The organism is Vibrio sp. L5-1, assembly GCF_021728315.1.
Classification (GTDB): Bacteria; Pseudomonadota; Gammaproteobacteria; order Enterobacterales; family Vibrionaceae; genus Vibrio; species Vibrio splendidus_K.
The window spans coordinates 112736-128066 of sequence record NZ_JAKKCQ010000002.1; the positions used below are offsets into that span (position 1 = coordinate 112736).

25 protein-coding genes are annotated in these 15331 nt (G+C 43.0%); 2 read left to right on the forward strand and 23 right to left on the reverse strand.

Annotated features, from left to right (window positions below; translation table 11 throughout):
• The first annotated feature begins 18 nt into the window (after positions 1-18).
• Positions 19-1197, forward strand: coding sequence for a BamA/TamA family outer membrane protein (locus tag L3V35_RS07130; protein WP_237299055.1), 1179 nt, complete (start codon positions 19-21; stop codon positions 1195-1197).
• 69 nt (positions 1198-1266) lie between these two features.
• Here L3V35_RS07130 and catB read toward each other — a convergent pair whose 3' ends face one another.
• The 4 genes from catB to L3V35_RS07150 form a co-directional block, all read right to left on the reverse strand.
• On the reverse strand, positions 1267-1893 hold the full coding sequence (gene catB, locus L3V35_RS07135) for a type B chloramphenicol O-acetyltransferase (protein WP_237299056.1): 627 nt from the start codon (positions 1891-1893) through the stop codon (positions 1267-1269).
• Positions 1894-1986: 93 nt separating this feature from the next.
• Complete coding sequence (locus L3V35_RS07140) at positions 1987-2718, reverse strand: glucose 1-dehydrogenase (RefSeq protein WP_017090681.1); 732 nt, start codon at positions 2716-2718, stop codon at positions 1987-1989.
• A gap of 124 nt (positions 2719-2842) precedes the next feature.
• Positions 2843-3226: a nuclear transport factor 2 family protein gene (locus L3V35_RS07145; RefSeq protein WP_054546351.1), complete on the reverse strand. Its 384-nt coding sequence runs from the start codon at positions 3224-3226 to the stop codon at positions 2843-2845.
• A 70-nt stretch (positions 3227-3296) separates the two neighbouring features.
• Entirely contained in the window at positions 3297-4013 is a 717-nt protein-coding gene (locus L3V35_RS07150; RefSeq protein WP_054546352.1) for an HAD hydrolase-like protein, read from the reverse strand.
• A gap of 253 nt (positions 4014-4266) precedes the next feature.
• On the opposite strand from L3V35_RS07150, the gene L3V35_RS07155 reads away from it, so the two are divergent.
• The gene (locus L3V35_RS07155; protein WP_004733856.1) at positions 4267-4599 is read left to right on the forward strand and encodes a PBPRA1643 family SWIM/SEC-C metal-binding motif protein; all 333 of its coding nucleotides are present in this window, start codon (positions 4267-4269) and stop codon (positions 4597-4599) included.
• Between the two features lie 96 nt (positions 4600-4695).
• Here the strand turns inward: L3V35_RS07155 and L3V35_RS07160 are convergent, their stop codons facing one another.
• The 19 genes from L3V35_RS07160 to L3V35_RS07250 all read right to left on the reverse strand — a co-directional run bounded on the left by L3V35_RS07160 (position 4696) and on the right by L3V35_RS07250 (position 15295).
• Positions 4696-4920 (reverse strand): hypothetical protein, encoded by a 225-nt coding sequence (locus tag L3V35_RS07160; protein WP_032555842.1) that lies wholly within the window; start codon positions 4918-4920, stop codon positions 4696-4698.
• Positions 4921-5052: 132 nt separating this feature from the next.
• Entirely contained in the window at positions 5053-5568 is a 516-nt protein-coding gene (locus tag L3V35_RS07165; protein WP_054546353.1) for an adenylate kinase, read from the reverse strand.
• Positions 5569-5834: 266 nt separating this feature from the next.
• Positions 5835-6293 carry a DUF302 domain-containing protein gene (locus L3V35_RS07170; RefSeq protein WP_029406454.1) on the reverse strand — a complete coding sequence of 153 codons (459 nt, stop codon included), beginning with the start codon at positions 6291-6293 and terminating at the stop codon, positions 5835-5837.
• 166 nt (positions 6294-6459) lie between these two features.
• A complete protein-coding gene (locus L3V35_RS07175) occupies positions 6460-7449 on the reverse strand; it encodes a S66 peptidase family protein (RefSeq protein WP_054546786.1) in 990 nt (329 codons plus the stop codon).
• A gap of 140 nt (positions 7450-7589) precedes the next feature.
• Entirely contained in the window at positions 7590-7847 is a 258-nt protein-coding gene (locus tag L3V35_RS07180) for a hypothetical protein (RefSeq protein WP_065681845.1), read from the reverse strand.
• A 199-nt stretch (positions 7848-8046) separates the two neighbouring features.
• Positions 8047-8433 carry a hypothetical protein gene (locus L3V35_RS07185; protein WP_146454495.1) on the reverse strand — a complete coding sequence of 129 codons (387 nt, stop codon included), beginning with the start codon at positions 8431-8433 and terminating at the stop codon, positions 8047-8049.
• A 122-nt stretch (positions 8434-8555) separates the two neighbouring features.
• On the reverse strand, positions 8556-9137 hold the full coding sequence (locus L3V35_RS07190; RefSeq protein ID WP_171308238.1) for an HD domain-containing protein: 582 nt from the start codon (positions 9135-9137) through the stop codon (positions 8556-8558).
• A 67-nt stretch (positions 9138-9204) separates the two neighbouring features.
• Entirely contained in the window at positions 9205-9612 is a 408-nt protein-coding gene (locus L3V35_RS07195) for a GNAT family N-acetyltransferase (RefSeq protein ID WP_171308237.1), read from the reverse strand.
• A 95-nt stretch (positions 9613-9707) separates the two neighbouring features.
• Positions 9708-10121, reverse strand: a complete 414-nt coding sequence (locus tag L3V35_RS07200) for a GNAT family N-acetyltransferase (protein ID WP_237299064.1) — start codon at positions 10119-10121, stop codon at positions 9708-9710.
• 55 nt (positions 10122-10176) lie between these two features.
• Entirely contained in the window at positions 10177-10593 is a 417-nt protein-coding gene (locus L3V35_RS07205) for a VOC family protein (protein WP_017061801.1), read from the reverse strand.
• A 110-nt stretch (positions 10594-10703) separates the two neighbouring features.
• Positions 10704-11318, reverse strand: coding sequence for a LysE family translocator (locus L3V35_RS07210; protein ID WP_237299066.1), 615 nt, complete (start codon positions 11316-11318; stop codon positions 10704-10706).
• Positions 11319-11367: 49 nt separating this feature from the next.
• Positions 11368-11838: a GNAT family N-acetyltransferase gene (locus tag L3V35_RS07215; protein ID WP_237299067.1), complete on the reverse strand. Its 471-nt coding sequence runs from the start codon at positions 11836-11838 to the stop codon at positions 11368-11370.
• A gap of 36 nt (positions 11839-11874) precedes the next feature.
• Positions 11875-12231, reverse strand: coding sequence for a hypothetical protein (locus L3V35_RS07220; RefSeq protein WP_114633503.1), 357 nt, complete (start codon positions 12229-12231; stop codon positions 11875-11877).
• Positions 12232-12320: 89 nt separating this feature from the next.
• Positions 12321-12755, reverse strand: coding sequence for a GNAT family N-acetyltransferase (locus L3V35_RS07225; protein WP_237299069.1), 435 nt, complete (start codon positions 12753-12755; stop codon positions 12321-12323).
• Positions 12756-12828: 73 nt separating this feature from the next.
• Complete coding sequence (locus tag L3V35_RS07230; protein WP_237299071.1) at positions 12829-13236, reverse strand: VOC family protein; 408 nt, start codon at positions 13234-13236, stop codon at positions 12829-12831.
• A gap of 73 nt (positions 13237-13309) precedes the next feature.
• Positions 13310-13762, reverse strand: a complete 453-nt coding sequence (locus tag L3V35_RS07235; protein WP_019823495.1) for an NUDIX pyrophosphatase — start codon at positions 13760-13762, stop codon at positions 13310-13312.
• 26 nt (positions 13763-13788) lie between these two features.
• On the reverse strand, positions 13789-14205 hold the full coding sequence (locus L3V35_RS07240; protein ID WP_237299072.1) for an NUDIX hydrolase: 417 nt from the start codon (positions 14203-14205) through the stop codon (positions 13789-13791).
• Positions 14206-14230: 25 nt separating this feature from the next.
• Positions 14231-14788, reverse strand: coding sequence for a nucleotidyltransferase family protein (locus L3V35_RS07245; RefSeq protein WP_237299074.1), 558 nt, complete (start codon positions 14786-14788; stop codon positions 14231-14233).
• Between the two features lie 18 nt (positions 14789-14806).
• Positions 14807-15295: a GNAT family N-acetyltransferase gene (locus L3V35_RS07250; protein ID WP_237299076.1), complete on the reverse strand. Its 489-nt coding sequence runs from the start codon at positions 15293-15295 to the stop codon at positions 14807-14809.
• Between the last annotated feature and the right edge of the window lie 36 nt (positions 15296-15331).

The following is a 15331-nucleotide window of genomic DNA, read 5'->3' on the forward strand; positions in this document are numbered from 1 at the left end:
TGAATAATACGGAATGTTATGACCTTTAAACCTTTAGCACTAAGTAGCCTGATACTTGTTTCAACGGCGACACACGCCGTCAGCTTTATCGATGAAATTGATGGCCAACTCGATATGGGAGAATACCTCGCAGAAAATGCCTACGGCTTTCTTCCTGTGCCAATTCTAATTACAGAGCCTGCGGTAGGATACGGTGGCGGCTTCACCGGTATCTTCATGCACGAATCTGAAGAGCAAAAAAACACGCGTAAAGAACTTGCTGAAAAATCACTCGATGGCGGAGCACAACTTTTAACGCCTGCAATTACCGCGGTCGGAGGCTTTGCAACAGAGAATGGCACTTGGATGGCGTTTGTTGGTCACAAGCGCAGTTGGAATGAGGACTCAATACGCTACCTTGGTGGATTAGGTTATGGCGATATCAACATGACCTTTTATAGACAAAGCTCTCCGAACGCCTTGTCTCCACTCGATCCAAACGAAGGTGTTGAGTTAGGGCTAAAAGGCATGGGCGGGATACAGAAGCTCCAATTTAGAGTACCCGACTCGCACTGGTTACTGGGGTTTTCTCAACAGTTCTTCGCACCAACACTCTCACTTAATAATCATCCTAAAGCGCAAGAAATCTTAAACAACATTGGCAACACGTCACCGACCTCTTCCGGCTTGGGTCTAATCGCTGAGTACGACAGCAAGAACAGCTTCTTGAATCCGACGCAAGGATACAACTATGTCGCGGAATACCTTTGGTTTGGTGATGCGATTGGCAGTGATTACACCTATCAAACGTTTAATGTGGAAGGGCTGAACTATTGGGAGTTAAACAAGGAGTGGAACTTAGCATTACGAGGACAGTACAAGTCATTGTCGACCAATGAACGAGTGCTTTCTCCTCAATATTACCCAGACATTGAACTGAGAGGTATCGCCCGTAATCGTTATCAAGGTGAACACACCGTAGCGGCAGAAGTTCAAGTAAGCAAACAATGGACACCACGCTGGTCAACCGCTGTGTTTACGGGAATTGGTTATGCAGGTGACAGCGATAAAGACATGTTTGATCAAAGCTCTCACGCGGCTTACGGCGTTGGTTTCCGTTACCTTATCGCAAGACGCTATGGTTTAATTTCGGGGATTGATATCGCGTTCAGTGAAGAAGATACCGCGCTCTATTTTCAAGTCGGTGCTGGCATCTAATTCATTACGTTATGCTCACCCAATAAACCAAAGCGGTAACGATGAGACAAAGTGCTCAGGTAACAGAGATTATTTAAGCGCTTTCCAATATTGATAAAGCCCATCGATATCTGAAGAGCACATCAATGGCATTGCGCCTTTGATTTGTTCTTCGCTCCACTCCCACCATTTCATTTCTAACAACTGAGCAATTTCAGTTTCATTGAAACGATAACGGATGTGACGCGCTGGGTTTGAACCAACAATCGAGTATGGTGCGACGTCTTTAGTCACAACAGCTCGACTTGCGATGATTGCTCCGTCACCGACCTTAACACCACTCATGATCATGGCTTCTGTGCCAATCCACACATCGTTACCAATCACGGTATCACCAGAGCGTTCGAAGCCGTCTATCGCATCTTCAAACTTCTCGTCGTCTTGGTAGAAGAACGGGAAGGTACTCACCCATTGATTTTGGTGGCCTTGGTTGCCCGCCATCATAAATACGGCGCCAGAACCAATCGAGCAATAGCTACCGATGATCAGCTTATCGATGTCGGTTCTATCCGGTAATAGGTAACGCGCACAGTCATCAAAGCTGTGGTTATGGTAGTAACCCGAGTAATAGCTGTGCTCGCCCACGATGATGTTTGGGTTGGTCACTTGTTCTTTGAGTGACTTTCCGACAAACGGACTCTCAAAATAGTTTTTCATGTTTGTACTCTTAGTTTCGTTCTTTTAGTTAGGTACTTTTGTTGCGTGTTTATGGTTTTAACTGGTTTATCTTAGTGTAAAGGCCAGCGTGTCCTATCGACCGCCCGCAATATCAATAAATGAACCAGTTACATAAGAAGCTTCGTCTGACAGTAACCACGCGATAGAGTTAGCCACCTCTTCTGGCGTGCCACCTCGTTGTAATGGTAACTGCGAAGCTAGTCTGTCTACGCGATCAGGCTCTCCGCCGTCTGCGTGCATTTCGGTGTAGATACAACCCGGCCTTACGCCATTCACTCGGATATTACGCGCAGCCAATTCAAGCGATAAACCTTTGGTTAGTGAATCCATCGCACCTTTCGATGCTGCATAATCGACATATTCAAACGGCGCTCCTGTGCGAGAAGCAGCAGATGAGACATTCACAATAGAACCTGCACCGTCCGCTTGTTTGATAAAGGCTTTACTACACAGGAAACAGCTTGATACATTCGATTTCATCACCTTCTCAAAGCGATCCAATTCGATATCAACCAATGGTGACTGGGTAAACAAGATCCCGGCATTATTGACCAAGTGAGTCACTGGACCTAACTTGTTACGAGCAATCTCGAATAAGGATTTCACGTCCGATTCAACAGACACATCCGCACGCACGCTTATCGCGGTTCCGCCTTGTTCGCGAATCTCGTTCACTAGATCTTCAGCTCGCGACTCATTGTGTATAAAGTTAACGCATACAGCATAGCCTTTACTGGCCAACAATTTAGACGTCGCTGCGCCAATACCTCGGCTTCCGCCCGTTACAATCACTACCTTGCTCAATGAAACCTCCTAATACCACTTGTTTGTTATAACCTGATTTTTCGATGAAACCTGATCGTTCGATATAACCTGATTATTCGATACGACCTGGGTTTTCGTTACAAACTGATCGTATCGATACAAACTAATTTTTCGATATAACCTGAACCCACTGCGATCGCCACGCCGGCGCTTCGAACGGGTCTGGCCAAAACTCAGTTTGCTTTTGAATTAAACCATCAACAACCGTGTGAAAGGTAATCACTCGGTCTTTCAATACACTGTCAGTAACCGAAACGTCCGTCACTACGGAATCTCCTTCACAGACAATCGAATTGAGGGTGAACTCCCAAACACCATTGGCTGGGTATTCAGAGTTGATTGCCGTAAAGTTATCGCGGCCTACCGTCAATTCAGACGACTGAGGCCAATAGCCTTCAAAATCTGCGGCTAACCATTCGCTTGCCTTGGCAAAATCATTACTGCGCATTGCATCCCAAAAACCTAATACCACTTGTTTTGGTGTCATTATTCTTCCTTAAAGTCATTCAGGTGTGGTGATTTTTAAACGTACTGCTTCGTTATGCGTACTTAGCTTTCTATGCGTACTTACCGATGATCGTTAAAAGATCATCGACATTGTTAGCAATATAATCGGGCTTGGTTTGCCAATTTTCAGGCTCAGATCGGCTATAACCGGCAGCCACCGCAATCACTTTTGCGTTTTTACCCAGCGCGTCTTCAATATTGCGAGCAAACTGTGTGTCCGCTTCATGGTCACCGATGTACATCAAACAAAGCTCGTTAGCCTGATCGACGCCAAATATGTTCTCAACACATTTCACTCCACCAAATGGATGTGGTTTTTGGTGGCCGTTCGAGACATCGTCATAGCCCACTACCGATTTAAACAAATCGCCAATGCCATAACTGTCGAGTACACCACGAATATTCAATTGAGAGTTTTGAGAACAGATCCCATGAGGAAGATGAGCAAACTGACTTACCACAGTGTTCATCCCGTCAAACAAGGCGACAGCAGTTTGGTTTTTCTCTTGATGCTCTGCCCACATTCCACCGGCGATCAACATTTCGTCATGTGATAGGCCGTAATAATCGACATATAAAGCTTGCCAGTTTTTAGCACCGTGGTTGGCTTCGTGATAAAGCGTTTCGCTCAGCAGATATTTAGGTAAGTTCTCACCTGATAAGCGTGGCGCGACCACAGAGATAATATCTTTAGTAATTGCGATATTCTTTGGAACTGAATTCACTAAGGTTCCATCGTAATCCCACAGGATGGCATCTAACTTCATGGGGTATCTCGTTGTTTAAATTGACGATTTCAATTTATCACTTGAAGCCCTATTAAGGGAAATCTTATTGTCTTGAGTTTCAAAATTAGTCTAATTAGAACAAAGCAATAAAACAAATAATTGCTAGCAAACAAAAACCAACAATCTTTACTCACATCACTGCTTTATCAATTGGAATATATGCGTATAATCCCCCGCTCTATAACGCTACCTAGCATAGGAATAGCGTCATCCCAAATTTTGTGAGTACCCAATGTCGAAACTATTTTTCAAAGGCCGTATCGAAACAAGACAGAACCACGTTCTTGCTGGCTACAATGTAAACCGCGATGTTAAAGTGGGTACTGAAGAGTCACCAGTTGCGGTAATGGTTCAAACTGAAGCTCGTAAAGCAGAAGTTGAAGCAATCGCGGCTGAGCATTCAATCTTTGTTACTGTATCTGTTGATGCAACTAAAGAAGAAAACACGCTTGAGTTCGACACGTTGCTAAACAAGCCAAAAACAATGACGTTCGAAAAGACACCTAACCGTAACGACCCATGTTCTTGCGGTAGCGGTAAGAAATACAAGAAGTGTTGTGCATAAGGCTTCTCACTCAAACTGCCAATAGCACGATGAGTTAAGTAATACCTAACGGGAAGATCATTGAGGTCTTCCCGTTTTTATTTGTCCAAGCCAAACTCAGTCTAGATTGTCTGGTGTTCGCAAATTGGTTCCACACTTTATACATTTATAATCACCGGTTCCGCCGCTTGAAGCTAATGACGATAAAATCATTCCCAGCAACCCTGGCTTCTTTACATCTTGTGGCGCTTTTTCGGCTTGGTTACTGAACATAGTGTACTTATGCAGTGTAAGTTCCTTACAGTTACAGCAGAACGCTCTCGTCTTCTCACTTCCATACATAATATCTATAGCCTTAACTTAAAGCACAAATTCAACACATGGCAAATATGCCACATGTTGAATTAAATCTAAATATTTTCATGAAGTTATGAGCAAATTAAAGCGTTTCAAAGAAAGGTAAGCTCTCACCTGTTAAGTGACGTGTTGGCGGACAAAGTTATTCAATTCACTCACGCTTCTGATGATGTGAACCTCTTTCTCTTTTGCGCGTAATTCTAACCGTAGTCTAAAGTCGTCATTCCAAAACTTAGGGCACAGTTTTAGTGTCTTGTAACTTTGTATCGTGCCTTTTATCACTGAGCTTCCATCAGGCCAACCTTCAGGTTTAACGAACAACCCTTTGAGCATTCGCTTGGTAACAAACCAGTAGTTAATTGGATAAGGAAGGTCGATATAAACCAAAGTATCTGCGGCTTCTAAACGTGTGTTGAATGAGCTTAGAGGGCCAAAACCATCGATGATCCAGCTTTCTGACTTAAGTATGCTCTCATGAGCCAGCTCGAATACTTCACGTTCAACAAACTCTCCGTTGGCCTTATAAACAATAGAGTCCAACTGGTGAAGCTCTATCTCTGTAGCTAGAGCTAAAGCTTTGCTGATTGTGGACTTTCCGCTCCCAGGCTTGCCAAAAACCGCGACCTTTTTCATATGACTTCCTCTATTCAGATAAAACCCATAAGACAGCGACAAAAAACCCACCTTACGGGTGGGTTCGATAAACAAAGCGCATCAACAATCCCACCATTCCTATGGAATGATGATAATTCGTTGGTTAGATGGCGCTAAATTCAGTTTCATAACACTACTTTTATATATTGTTGCTTAGTTGTCAATGCAGCCAAACGTTGATTGGGAAGCTATATCATCGTCAAGTCGCACCCATTAATGGTCTAAATGAGTGCTTATTGGCTCGGTTATTCAGCTTTCGCCACTGTCGCTTCTGAAAGCTTGCTTAGTACACCCGAGATCTTCTTAACCACTTCGTCACAGCCATTGATTGCGTGACGCTCTACCAAGTAATTAGGATCGTTGTAAGATAGCCATACTTCTTTATTAGAATCCTCAGTGACTAACACCTTCTGCGGTAAATCTATCGCGACATCTTGAGCGCATTGCATTAATGGTGTCCCTACTTTTGGGTTACCAAAGATGATGACTTCCGTTGGTCTCAATTCAAGACCAACCTTACTCGCATTTTTCTGATGGTCGATTCTCGCAAACAAGGTCAAACCTTTGCTTTTAGCGATTTCTTCAAAGCGGTCTGCAGTCTCTTTCACTGAGTAATTACTTTGGTATTTAATCAAACCATCAGAAGCCGCAGCTGAAAATGATGCCGAGAGTAAAATGGCGCATAGTGGTAGTAATTTTTTCATCGTCACCTCTGAGATTTAGCCTAATCAAACTTACATTCATAGCGCCACTTCTTAAATCAGTGACGTAACCCATGTCAGTATAGACGCGTTTCCATTCTCAGTTTGCAGAGAGGATCACTTTTCTAATGCGTCTTATTATCATCAGTTTATGCTAACTCGACGCTAACTATTGGCTTTGAAGCTTGAATGTCTGGTCATCAAAATCAATAGTGCCTTGCACACCTAGTGGCGTGACTAGCATAGGATGGGTGTGACAACTGTCGAAGCCATACAGGATCGGGACATTTTTACCGTTCAACACTTCAAGAAGTACATCGAGGGGTGTTCGCCCTGTCCCTTTGTCATCAAACAGCTCATGTTTGCCGAGTACAATAGCGCCAACTTTATCGAATACTCCGCAAGCCAATAAGTGTGCGAATGAACGCTCTACCGCTTCAATGCCTTTTAGTGAATCTTCAATAAGAAGAATATCGCCAGGCTGAATTTCTGGCATGTATTCACTGCCCCAAATCCCCGCCATCGTACTCAGATTGCCACCAATCACGCGACCGCTTACTTGACCTATTCCCATGAAGTGCCATTCGTTATTGTAAACTGGCTTTGCCGAATCTTGAGTTTCCCAGTCGTGTTTGATGTCCGTCCAACTCTCAGGCATCGTGTACTGATGTTGGCTTGAATCCGAACATAAGATGTCAGTAAATGATTGGAAGGTTTCGTCGACTAACGGCGGGAACTCACCAAATGACGCGACGAGTGCTGGGCCATAGAAAGTCACCAATCCAGTTTTGGCGTAGATGCCTAACAGTAATGCGGTGGCATCTGAATAGCCGACGATGATCTTAGGGTCGTTTCTAAGGGCATCATAATCGATGTATGGCAACAATGAGTTGCTGTTGTTACCACCAATGGTCGACATAATGCAGCGCACGTCTGGGTCTCGAATGAGCTGGTTGAGTTCTTCGGCTCGTGCTTGAATGGAACCAGAACGATACCCTTCTGACTCTCCAGTTAACGAACCTTCAACCAGAATGAAGCCCTGCTCTTCCAAATAGCGTTTAGAACGAGCAAACCGTTTAGGAGCAAAGACAGTTGCAGGCGATGACGGTGAGAAAAATCCGATTTTGTCACCGATATTTAAAGTTTTTGGGTATATCACTCGTTTGTCCTCCATAACAAAGTAAGAATAATACGCCTGATTGAAACTCATTAATTATTAAAGCTAACTAGTTCTTTAAGCTAATTGATTTTGGGGATTAGAGCTCGAAAATTAGGGTTGAATCAAATTTTCATACCCAATTAATGCCACGACTTAGTCCCACACTTTTCACATTGGTATTCATAATCACTGTCGACATAAAAACCGGGAACGTTATTGTCACCTTTAAACAATAACGTCATCAGGTACTCCATCAACACGCCTAGTTTCCATTGTTTCTTTTCAGATTCAGCGTCCGCTTTAGATTGAGCATCGGAAGCGTTAACAGCAAGGTGCGGGGTAAGTGCGTTGCACTGCTCACAGTGATAAGGGTGTTTAATATACTTATTATCAAGCATTTATATAAGCCAACTAACATTTATAAAGTTGATGCATACTAACAACTTATCACTCGGTTCTCGAACTTATTGTCGTCCATTAGAGTTTTATTAGAAAGAAATGAGACACAAGATAATACCATGTGTCATGCATCTACTTGAATTGGCATTGCGGTGTTCAATAGCAGAACAAAAAGAGTAACCGTGTATCGTTTGAAATTTAGTCAAGCGCTTTAATTAGAACCGTGTATTTCCACAGGTTTGCTTCATCTTCTCCAAGCTCGATACTTGCTTCTCCACCCTCTTTATCAAGAATAAAAACAGGCATCTCACTACTAGACTCACCATTTTCATAATCGCATGACATTTTGGCCTCTAATAGAATAGCGTTAGCTTCATGCTTAGAAAGAACACCCGAATAAATGCATTCTTCAGTTTGAGATGAGACTTCCTGTCCGAAAGAGTCGAACTTAAAGGTTGGGAAGTTGAGTTTTGATTCGGAATCCTCGACAGTGACCGACACTTGGTAATCGATCGCTTCAATATTGGTTGCAAATGCACTACCAAAAACACTAAGCAACAATAAAGCTAAAGCAGTGGTTTTCATGTGGTTCTTATTCCTTTAACAATGGGCTTGCTACGCTGAAGTAACACTATGAATTCTCGAGTTTAATTTAAACGTTGTTAGGTTGAAACTTCTTTGTCATTCCTTGGCAAGATAGTTAATTTTTACTTTAATAGCCCTTTGTCCGCAGCCCCTTCAAGTTGCACTTCTAGCTCTTTCCATAGAGCACGACTGCCTTTAGAAATACGCTCGCCATTAAAGGTCAGTACTTTATCTTTAGATATGTTGTGCTTCTTCCAGCTGTGACCGCCTCCATGGATGTTATGAAGCAAAGGTGGCACTCTATCGATCGCCTTACCAAATCTGGCTTCCGGTGACTCACCCGCTTCGAACTCAAGCCATAGATCCAAGTACTCGGCTCTTAAATGTCTCGGCAATGATTTCAGCAAGCGCTCAACACAGTTTCTCTCTTTGAGCTTGTTTTCTTCGGTTTCACTGGCATAAATGATGGTGTCTCCGGCATCGATTTCCCCAAGGTCATGAATCAGCAACATCTTCATCACTCGCGTAATATCGATTTCTTCATTGGCATAGTCTTTCAACATGAGCGCGCTCAAACAGACATGCCAACTGTGCTCAGCGGAGTTTTCATATCGAGCCAATCCAACTGGCTTTGTTTGTCGATGAACATCCTTTAATTTTTCAATTTCGACCATGAATTGCAGAATGCCTTTTATTTCTTCCACGATGAGCTTCCTTAACTTAAGTTGATGATTTGGCGATACGGAGGGTTAACAGAGCTACAGAGAACCGTTACTCCCAATGAACCGACATTTTGTAATACGCGACACCCGATTTTTCAAATTCAGAGCCTTCTACAGCCATCCCAAACTTTTGATAAAAACCTAAAGCCGTTGTACGTGCATCGCACCAAAAGTATTGGATGTTTAAATCTTTGAGGTTAGAGATCGCATGCTCAATCACGTTGGAACCGATTCCCTGCCCTTGGAATTCAGGCAGCGTAGCAAACTTTCTCAACCTAGCTTCATTGTCTTGAATATAGATAGATGCGACACATACCAGCAGCTCACCAACAAACGCGCCGTAATGCGTTGCTTGTTCGTCATCTGGCACCACACAAAACGACATCGGTTTATCAGGCCAAAGCACTTGATGCCTAACCGGAAGTACCTCAATCGCTGAAAGCTGTTTTATTTCCATATTCTCTGTTTAAACTCCCGACTTGATTACCCTTGTTGTAATTGCAGGGCTTGTGATTGTTATGATTGTTATTACTAAGCTTATTATTACCAAGCTTAGTAAGTCATTAAGTGATAACGCTCTAATCCCTCTCCCTCTGTGGACGAGATAGCAAAGCCTTGCGACTGATAAAAGCCAATCGCATTTTCATTGGCAGTCAAACACTTCAATGTCAGATCAGAGTAATGTTGTTTGCAGGTATTGAGTAAAGCAGAGCCTACTCCAGAACGTAGCGTTCGCGGGCAAACATAGAGGTGATGGATGAAGCTTTCAGGTATCCAGATAGAGGCAAAACCTAAAGCCTTATCGCCAGAAACGGCGACCCATATTTGCTCACCTTCTGTATCTAAGTCGAAATCGGATAACTTAAAAGCGTTAGTATCAGCCCAATGAAAGGTGTTCTGTCTCGATTCTAAATAGATTGCCTGTAAAGCGGTTAAATACTTGGGATGATACTTTGTGACTTCCATGTCGCTCCTGTCAATCCGTATGACTAGAATTAGGGTTGTTGACTAAGCTATTATTCTACCTATTAGCCATTGGGTGTTCAGGGTTTAACTGAAGCAGATCCCACAAGTTACCGTAAAGATCTTCAAACACAGCAACGGTACCGTAGCCTTGCTCTTTTGGCTCTCGGACAAAGTTAATACCCAAAGATGTCATGCGTTCGTAATCACGCCAGAAGTCATCGGTGTTTAAGAATAGGAATACACGTCCACCAGCTTGGTTGCCGATGAAATCAAGTTGCTCTGGCTTGGAAGCTCTAGCAAGTAACAGGCTCACACCGGTTGAATTTGGTGGAGCAACAACAACCCAGCGCTTATCTTCTTCTGGTAGATACGTGTCTTCGATGAGATCAAACTTAAGCTTGTTTACATAGAAATCAAGCGCTTCATCGTAGTCTTTTACCACGAGTGCAATGTGGACAATATTCTGTTTCATAACATACCTTGTTGGGGTTTTAGCTGCGTGGAATGATGCCATGAAGCAGGTAAAGACACTAGGTATTGACGCTTAGTTTGGTGTTATGGCTAAATCAGTCCAAAGAGTACTCATGTTTTAGTTGCTAACAAAGCACCGCAAGTCGCCAAAAAGCCACCTGATAATCTGTTCAATAGCGCCTTTGCTGAGCGCCCTTGAAACACAACACGAGCTTTAGAGGCAGTGCAAGCATAAAGACTCAATACTCCACCTACAGCTACAGTTGAAATCACCAAAATCATCATCACATCTGTCGTGGTAAATGTTTTTAGGTCTATGAATGCAGGAAAGAAACCCATGTAAAACAAAATCGCCTTTGGGTTTGAAACTGTCATCAATAAGCCAATAATCACGCTTGAGGCTTTCGATCCTTGCTCCGAAGATGTATTCGATGATTCACTAACATCTGACGTCCATGTTGTGTAAGCCAACCAAAACAAATAGGTAACGCCTACATATTTAATTACCGTAGCAAATTCACCCATTGCGCTGGCTAAAGCCGATAAACCAGACAAAGCTAAGAATATAAAAATGTAATCCGCGATTAGTACGCCAAGCACCACTAACAAGCCTTGTTTCCAGCCATAGCTTAGAGACCTCGACAGAACAGCGAGAACGCTGGGTCCCGGTATCGCTGCAGATAGTAACATCGCAACAAACAGAGCTATTCCTGATGTAATTGACATGATCCCTCCCTAGATCGTTTGTCGTTCGACAATTAACCTGTTTATGTAACTAAACGATTTGACCGCGCATGATAAATTGCGGGCCTGCTGCGCCACCTAGATACTGTTCATTGGTATCTTCGAAGCCGCCTTTCTTGTAACAGTTGAATGCTGCGCGATTTTTGCAATTCACGGTTAAGTAAATCGACTCATACGCTAAGTAATTCGCTTTTAAATACGGAAACAAAGCCTTCACCGTGCCTGTTCCTAAACCTTTACCTTGCTGGTTTTTATCAAGCACAAAAGCTCTTAGCCCAATGCTTCCTTCAGGGCAAAACTCATAAGAATCTGCGTAAGCGATATCCAACTTAAAGAAACCAACAACTTCGTTATTAGACTTAATCACGTGCAAGTGCGTCGTTTCACTGCCGTCTAATAAAAACTCTGCAGCTGTGCCAGCGAACTTGACCTGTTCATCGGCGAGTTGGATGGCCTGAACTAACGCCACATGTGATTCTTCAAGCCTTTCGATAGTTATCATTGTTCTTCCTTCTGTATAACACGCACGAAAAACCGACTACAGCTCATCGCTAGTATCTCGAGAACCGTAGTTTGGGAAGTTGATATTAAGAACATTATTGTCCTCAAGAGTGAATAGCACACTTCCATTCTCTACACCGGTTTCGTTTCTATCTGAACAGCCGAGAAATAGCTCCCAATCAAACGAATATTGAAGTCGGTATTGATTCGAATTGATGTGTAGAACGTCTTTGATTTTAATACCGTTCACCACATGTGCCATATCATCGATGTATGACAGGTCAGGGATTAACTTTTCTTCGAAGTCACTCTTATGCTCGGTTAAGAAATTGAGTAGCTCAGAACATAACTCGGAGCCATGAACCAATGATTTAGACAGACTAGAAAACAACATTTCTAAATACTCCAAGGATTGTTTTGATATTAGACGGATGCGCGCGAACCTGTTACAAATTCAAGTTCAGCCTGCACGAACCTTTAAGGCTAAACGTTACTATTATCCGAGCTATTAAACGAGTACATTCGAACTTCATCTCGAGGAAACCAGCCCAACTTTTCGTAAAACTGTTGAGCATTGATGTTGTCGTTATAAACAAACAAGTGGGTCTTGGGGATACCTAGCCCTGCAAGTGCGTTGACCGCCTCTGCGACAAGCTTACAACCTAATTTTTGCCCTCTGAAGTTGGCTGAGACAGCTAAATGTTGTAAATACCCACGACGTCCATCCGTTCCGACCAACACAGCGCCAATGATCTCGTTGTTACTTTCAGCCACAAAACTCAGACCGGGGTTACGAGCTAAATAGCTCGCAATGCTTTCTTTCGAATCGGCATCGCGAATACTCATGCCTTCTGTCTGGCACCACAACGCGATCACGGAGTCGTAATCTGAAATTGCCATTTCCCGAATGTTGACCACTCTACTCTCCTTGTTTAAGCAGGTACTTAGTTAGCCATGTTTCTCGTAATAAGTAACCAATAATATTTATATGTTAAAGAATATCTTGGCAAAACCTAAAGAGGTAACCGTCTGGGGTTTGGACTATGAACTGCTTCTGAGTCGCGATCGAATCCCCACATTGATAAGACTTTGACTCTAACGCTAAGTAAATAGAATCAGCGGCGCTTTCGTTAACTCTCTGATATAGAGGTTCGATATCGATAACATCCCATTGGAAGTTAACACCACGCCCTAACGGAAACTCTAGATCACCTGAAAGCCATTTTCGACTTTTGCCCGTAATCCCTTCAAGCATCACATCAACACCATCGAGCGTTAGATAAGCAAACTCTTCATCTGGGCGCTCGTATTTCACTTCAAACCCCAACACATCGACAAAGAAGGATTTGCTCACATTAATATCGAAACAATAAAGCTCTGGAACTACTCGTAATGTCATGATTTTCCTATTCACTAAATAGCGAGAGATTAGTAAGAATCTAATCAGGATTTCCACTCTAATATAGAGTTAACTAATCTGTGTACTTTAAGCTAGCTTTGTAAAGCCTTTCGTTGATCTCCCAAAGCGCGTTTCTGTTCGAGTCATATGTTAGAAGTTCAATAGCTTCTTGGTAATCACACCAACGGTAATCTGTGTGTTCATTTGATAATTGAGGGTCTTCCGTCACTTTAACTGAGAAGGAATGCTCAGGAATTACGAATGGATGCTCAGTCCAATTGTGATTTCCTGCATAAAAGACTTTTGGAAGCATGCACATTGAATCAAGCAACTGCCAGTTACAACCGACTAGCTGAGCCTCTTCAGAGAGCTCTCGTTTTGCTGCTTCAAGTAATGATTCATTGTCTTCGCCACCACCCGATATTGCCTGCCATACACCATTGTCCCTTCTACGTGCGATTAAAAATCGAGATTTGTTATCGACTGTTTTGTAGGGAAAGACTAAAACTTGAAAAGGTGCTCTCATTGATTTTCTCTCCAATCGTTCACGTTTTACTGCGCTAGCTTCCCAAGAATGACCGGATCGTTAAGCAAATTCGTCAGAGGAAGAAACAGTGGTTCTGGTAGCTCATCTAGTTTAAACCATTCCCATTGCTTACATTTGTCAGGCTCAATCACCTGAGGCTCTCCGCTTGTGTCAGAAGTAACAACAAACAGCGTTATATAGTGCTTGTTCTCTTTCTCAAAAATATCATTGGTAAAAGTCAGCTTCTCAAATGCACTAACAACTAAGCCAGTCTCTTCGAGTGTTTCACGTTTAGCACACTCTTCAATGCTTTCACCCCATTCAAGGTGTCCGCCCGGCGTTGCCCACGTATGAGCCCCGTGGGAACCAATTCGCTCTCCAAGTAGCACTCGTCCTTCACGTAGAATAACCGCAGCTACACCTACTCTTACTTCCTGGCTCACTTAAAACTCCTTAACATTCTATCAATCAACCCCAAGGGAGCACTTTCACTTGCTGCCATCGAGCCTTATAGCCAGTGGTCATTTTGTTGTAATTTGCTTCTGTCATTGCTCGCTTATTCGGCTTAATCAGCATATCAAATGCGTCCTCTACATCGTATGGGGCAAACAACTTGATGTCGCCTGAATCATCCAAAGTAAACCCGATAGCAAATGCAGAGAGCCAAGACTCGATACCTTGCTCAGCACGTACGTATGGCTGAATGAGGCAACCGAACTTCTTAGCGTAATGCTCATGAATGGTCGCTTGGTTCTTAACGTCCACGTCGACACAATGACTTAACCGCGAACGAATGCGGCTTTTGAACTCATCTTCGGTGATAGCTGAGGTACTATTGAAATAGACAACATCGAAGTCTTTGACTTGATCTAGAAGCGGTTTGTTTTCGATATCATTCCAGATGATTTGAGTGATAGCACCGCCTGCAATATAGAAGTTTGGTAAGCCCACCTCACGACATACTTTGGCTGTATCGATTAGCTCAGGAACTTGTTGAATGAGGTTCTTTAGTTTTTGTTTATTCATCGTTCTCTTTTAATCTGATCACGAATCGTACATTGCCCAACGGAAATAAGGTCTTTGACCATCCATTCGCTCAACCTCTGCACCCAACCTTTTGTAGAAATCATGCGCTTTCTTATTATGTGGACTTGCCGTCCATGAGATGTGAGAGGCATATGATGACTCCGCTTGTGACTTTAAAGCCAACATAAGTTCACGGCCATACCCTTTTGATCTTTGATTTCCTGTTATCAATAGGTCGTCAAGCCAGATTGATGGCTCTCCACTGAAGGATGAATATCGATAGTGATACAGTGCGAAGCCAAAAGGCTCACAATTCCGTTCCAATATTAATGCATGGGCAAATGCGTAATCACCGAATAATGTGCGTTCGATTTTCTCTATAGTTGTCGAGATTTCACCACTAAACCCTTTCATACTCCGGTCAAAGTCAGCTTTTTGTTCAATAAACTCTAACAAGACACTTGAGTCTTCTTTCGTTGCAGTCCGTACGATCACTCTCTTCTCCATGGATGAATTTATTCGTTGTCGCCTAACGCCTGTTAA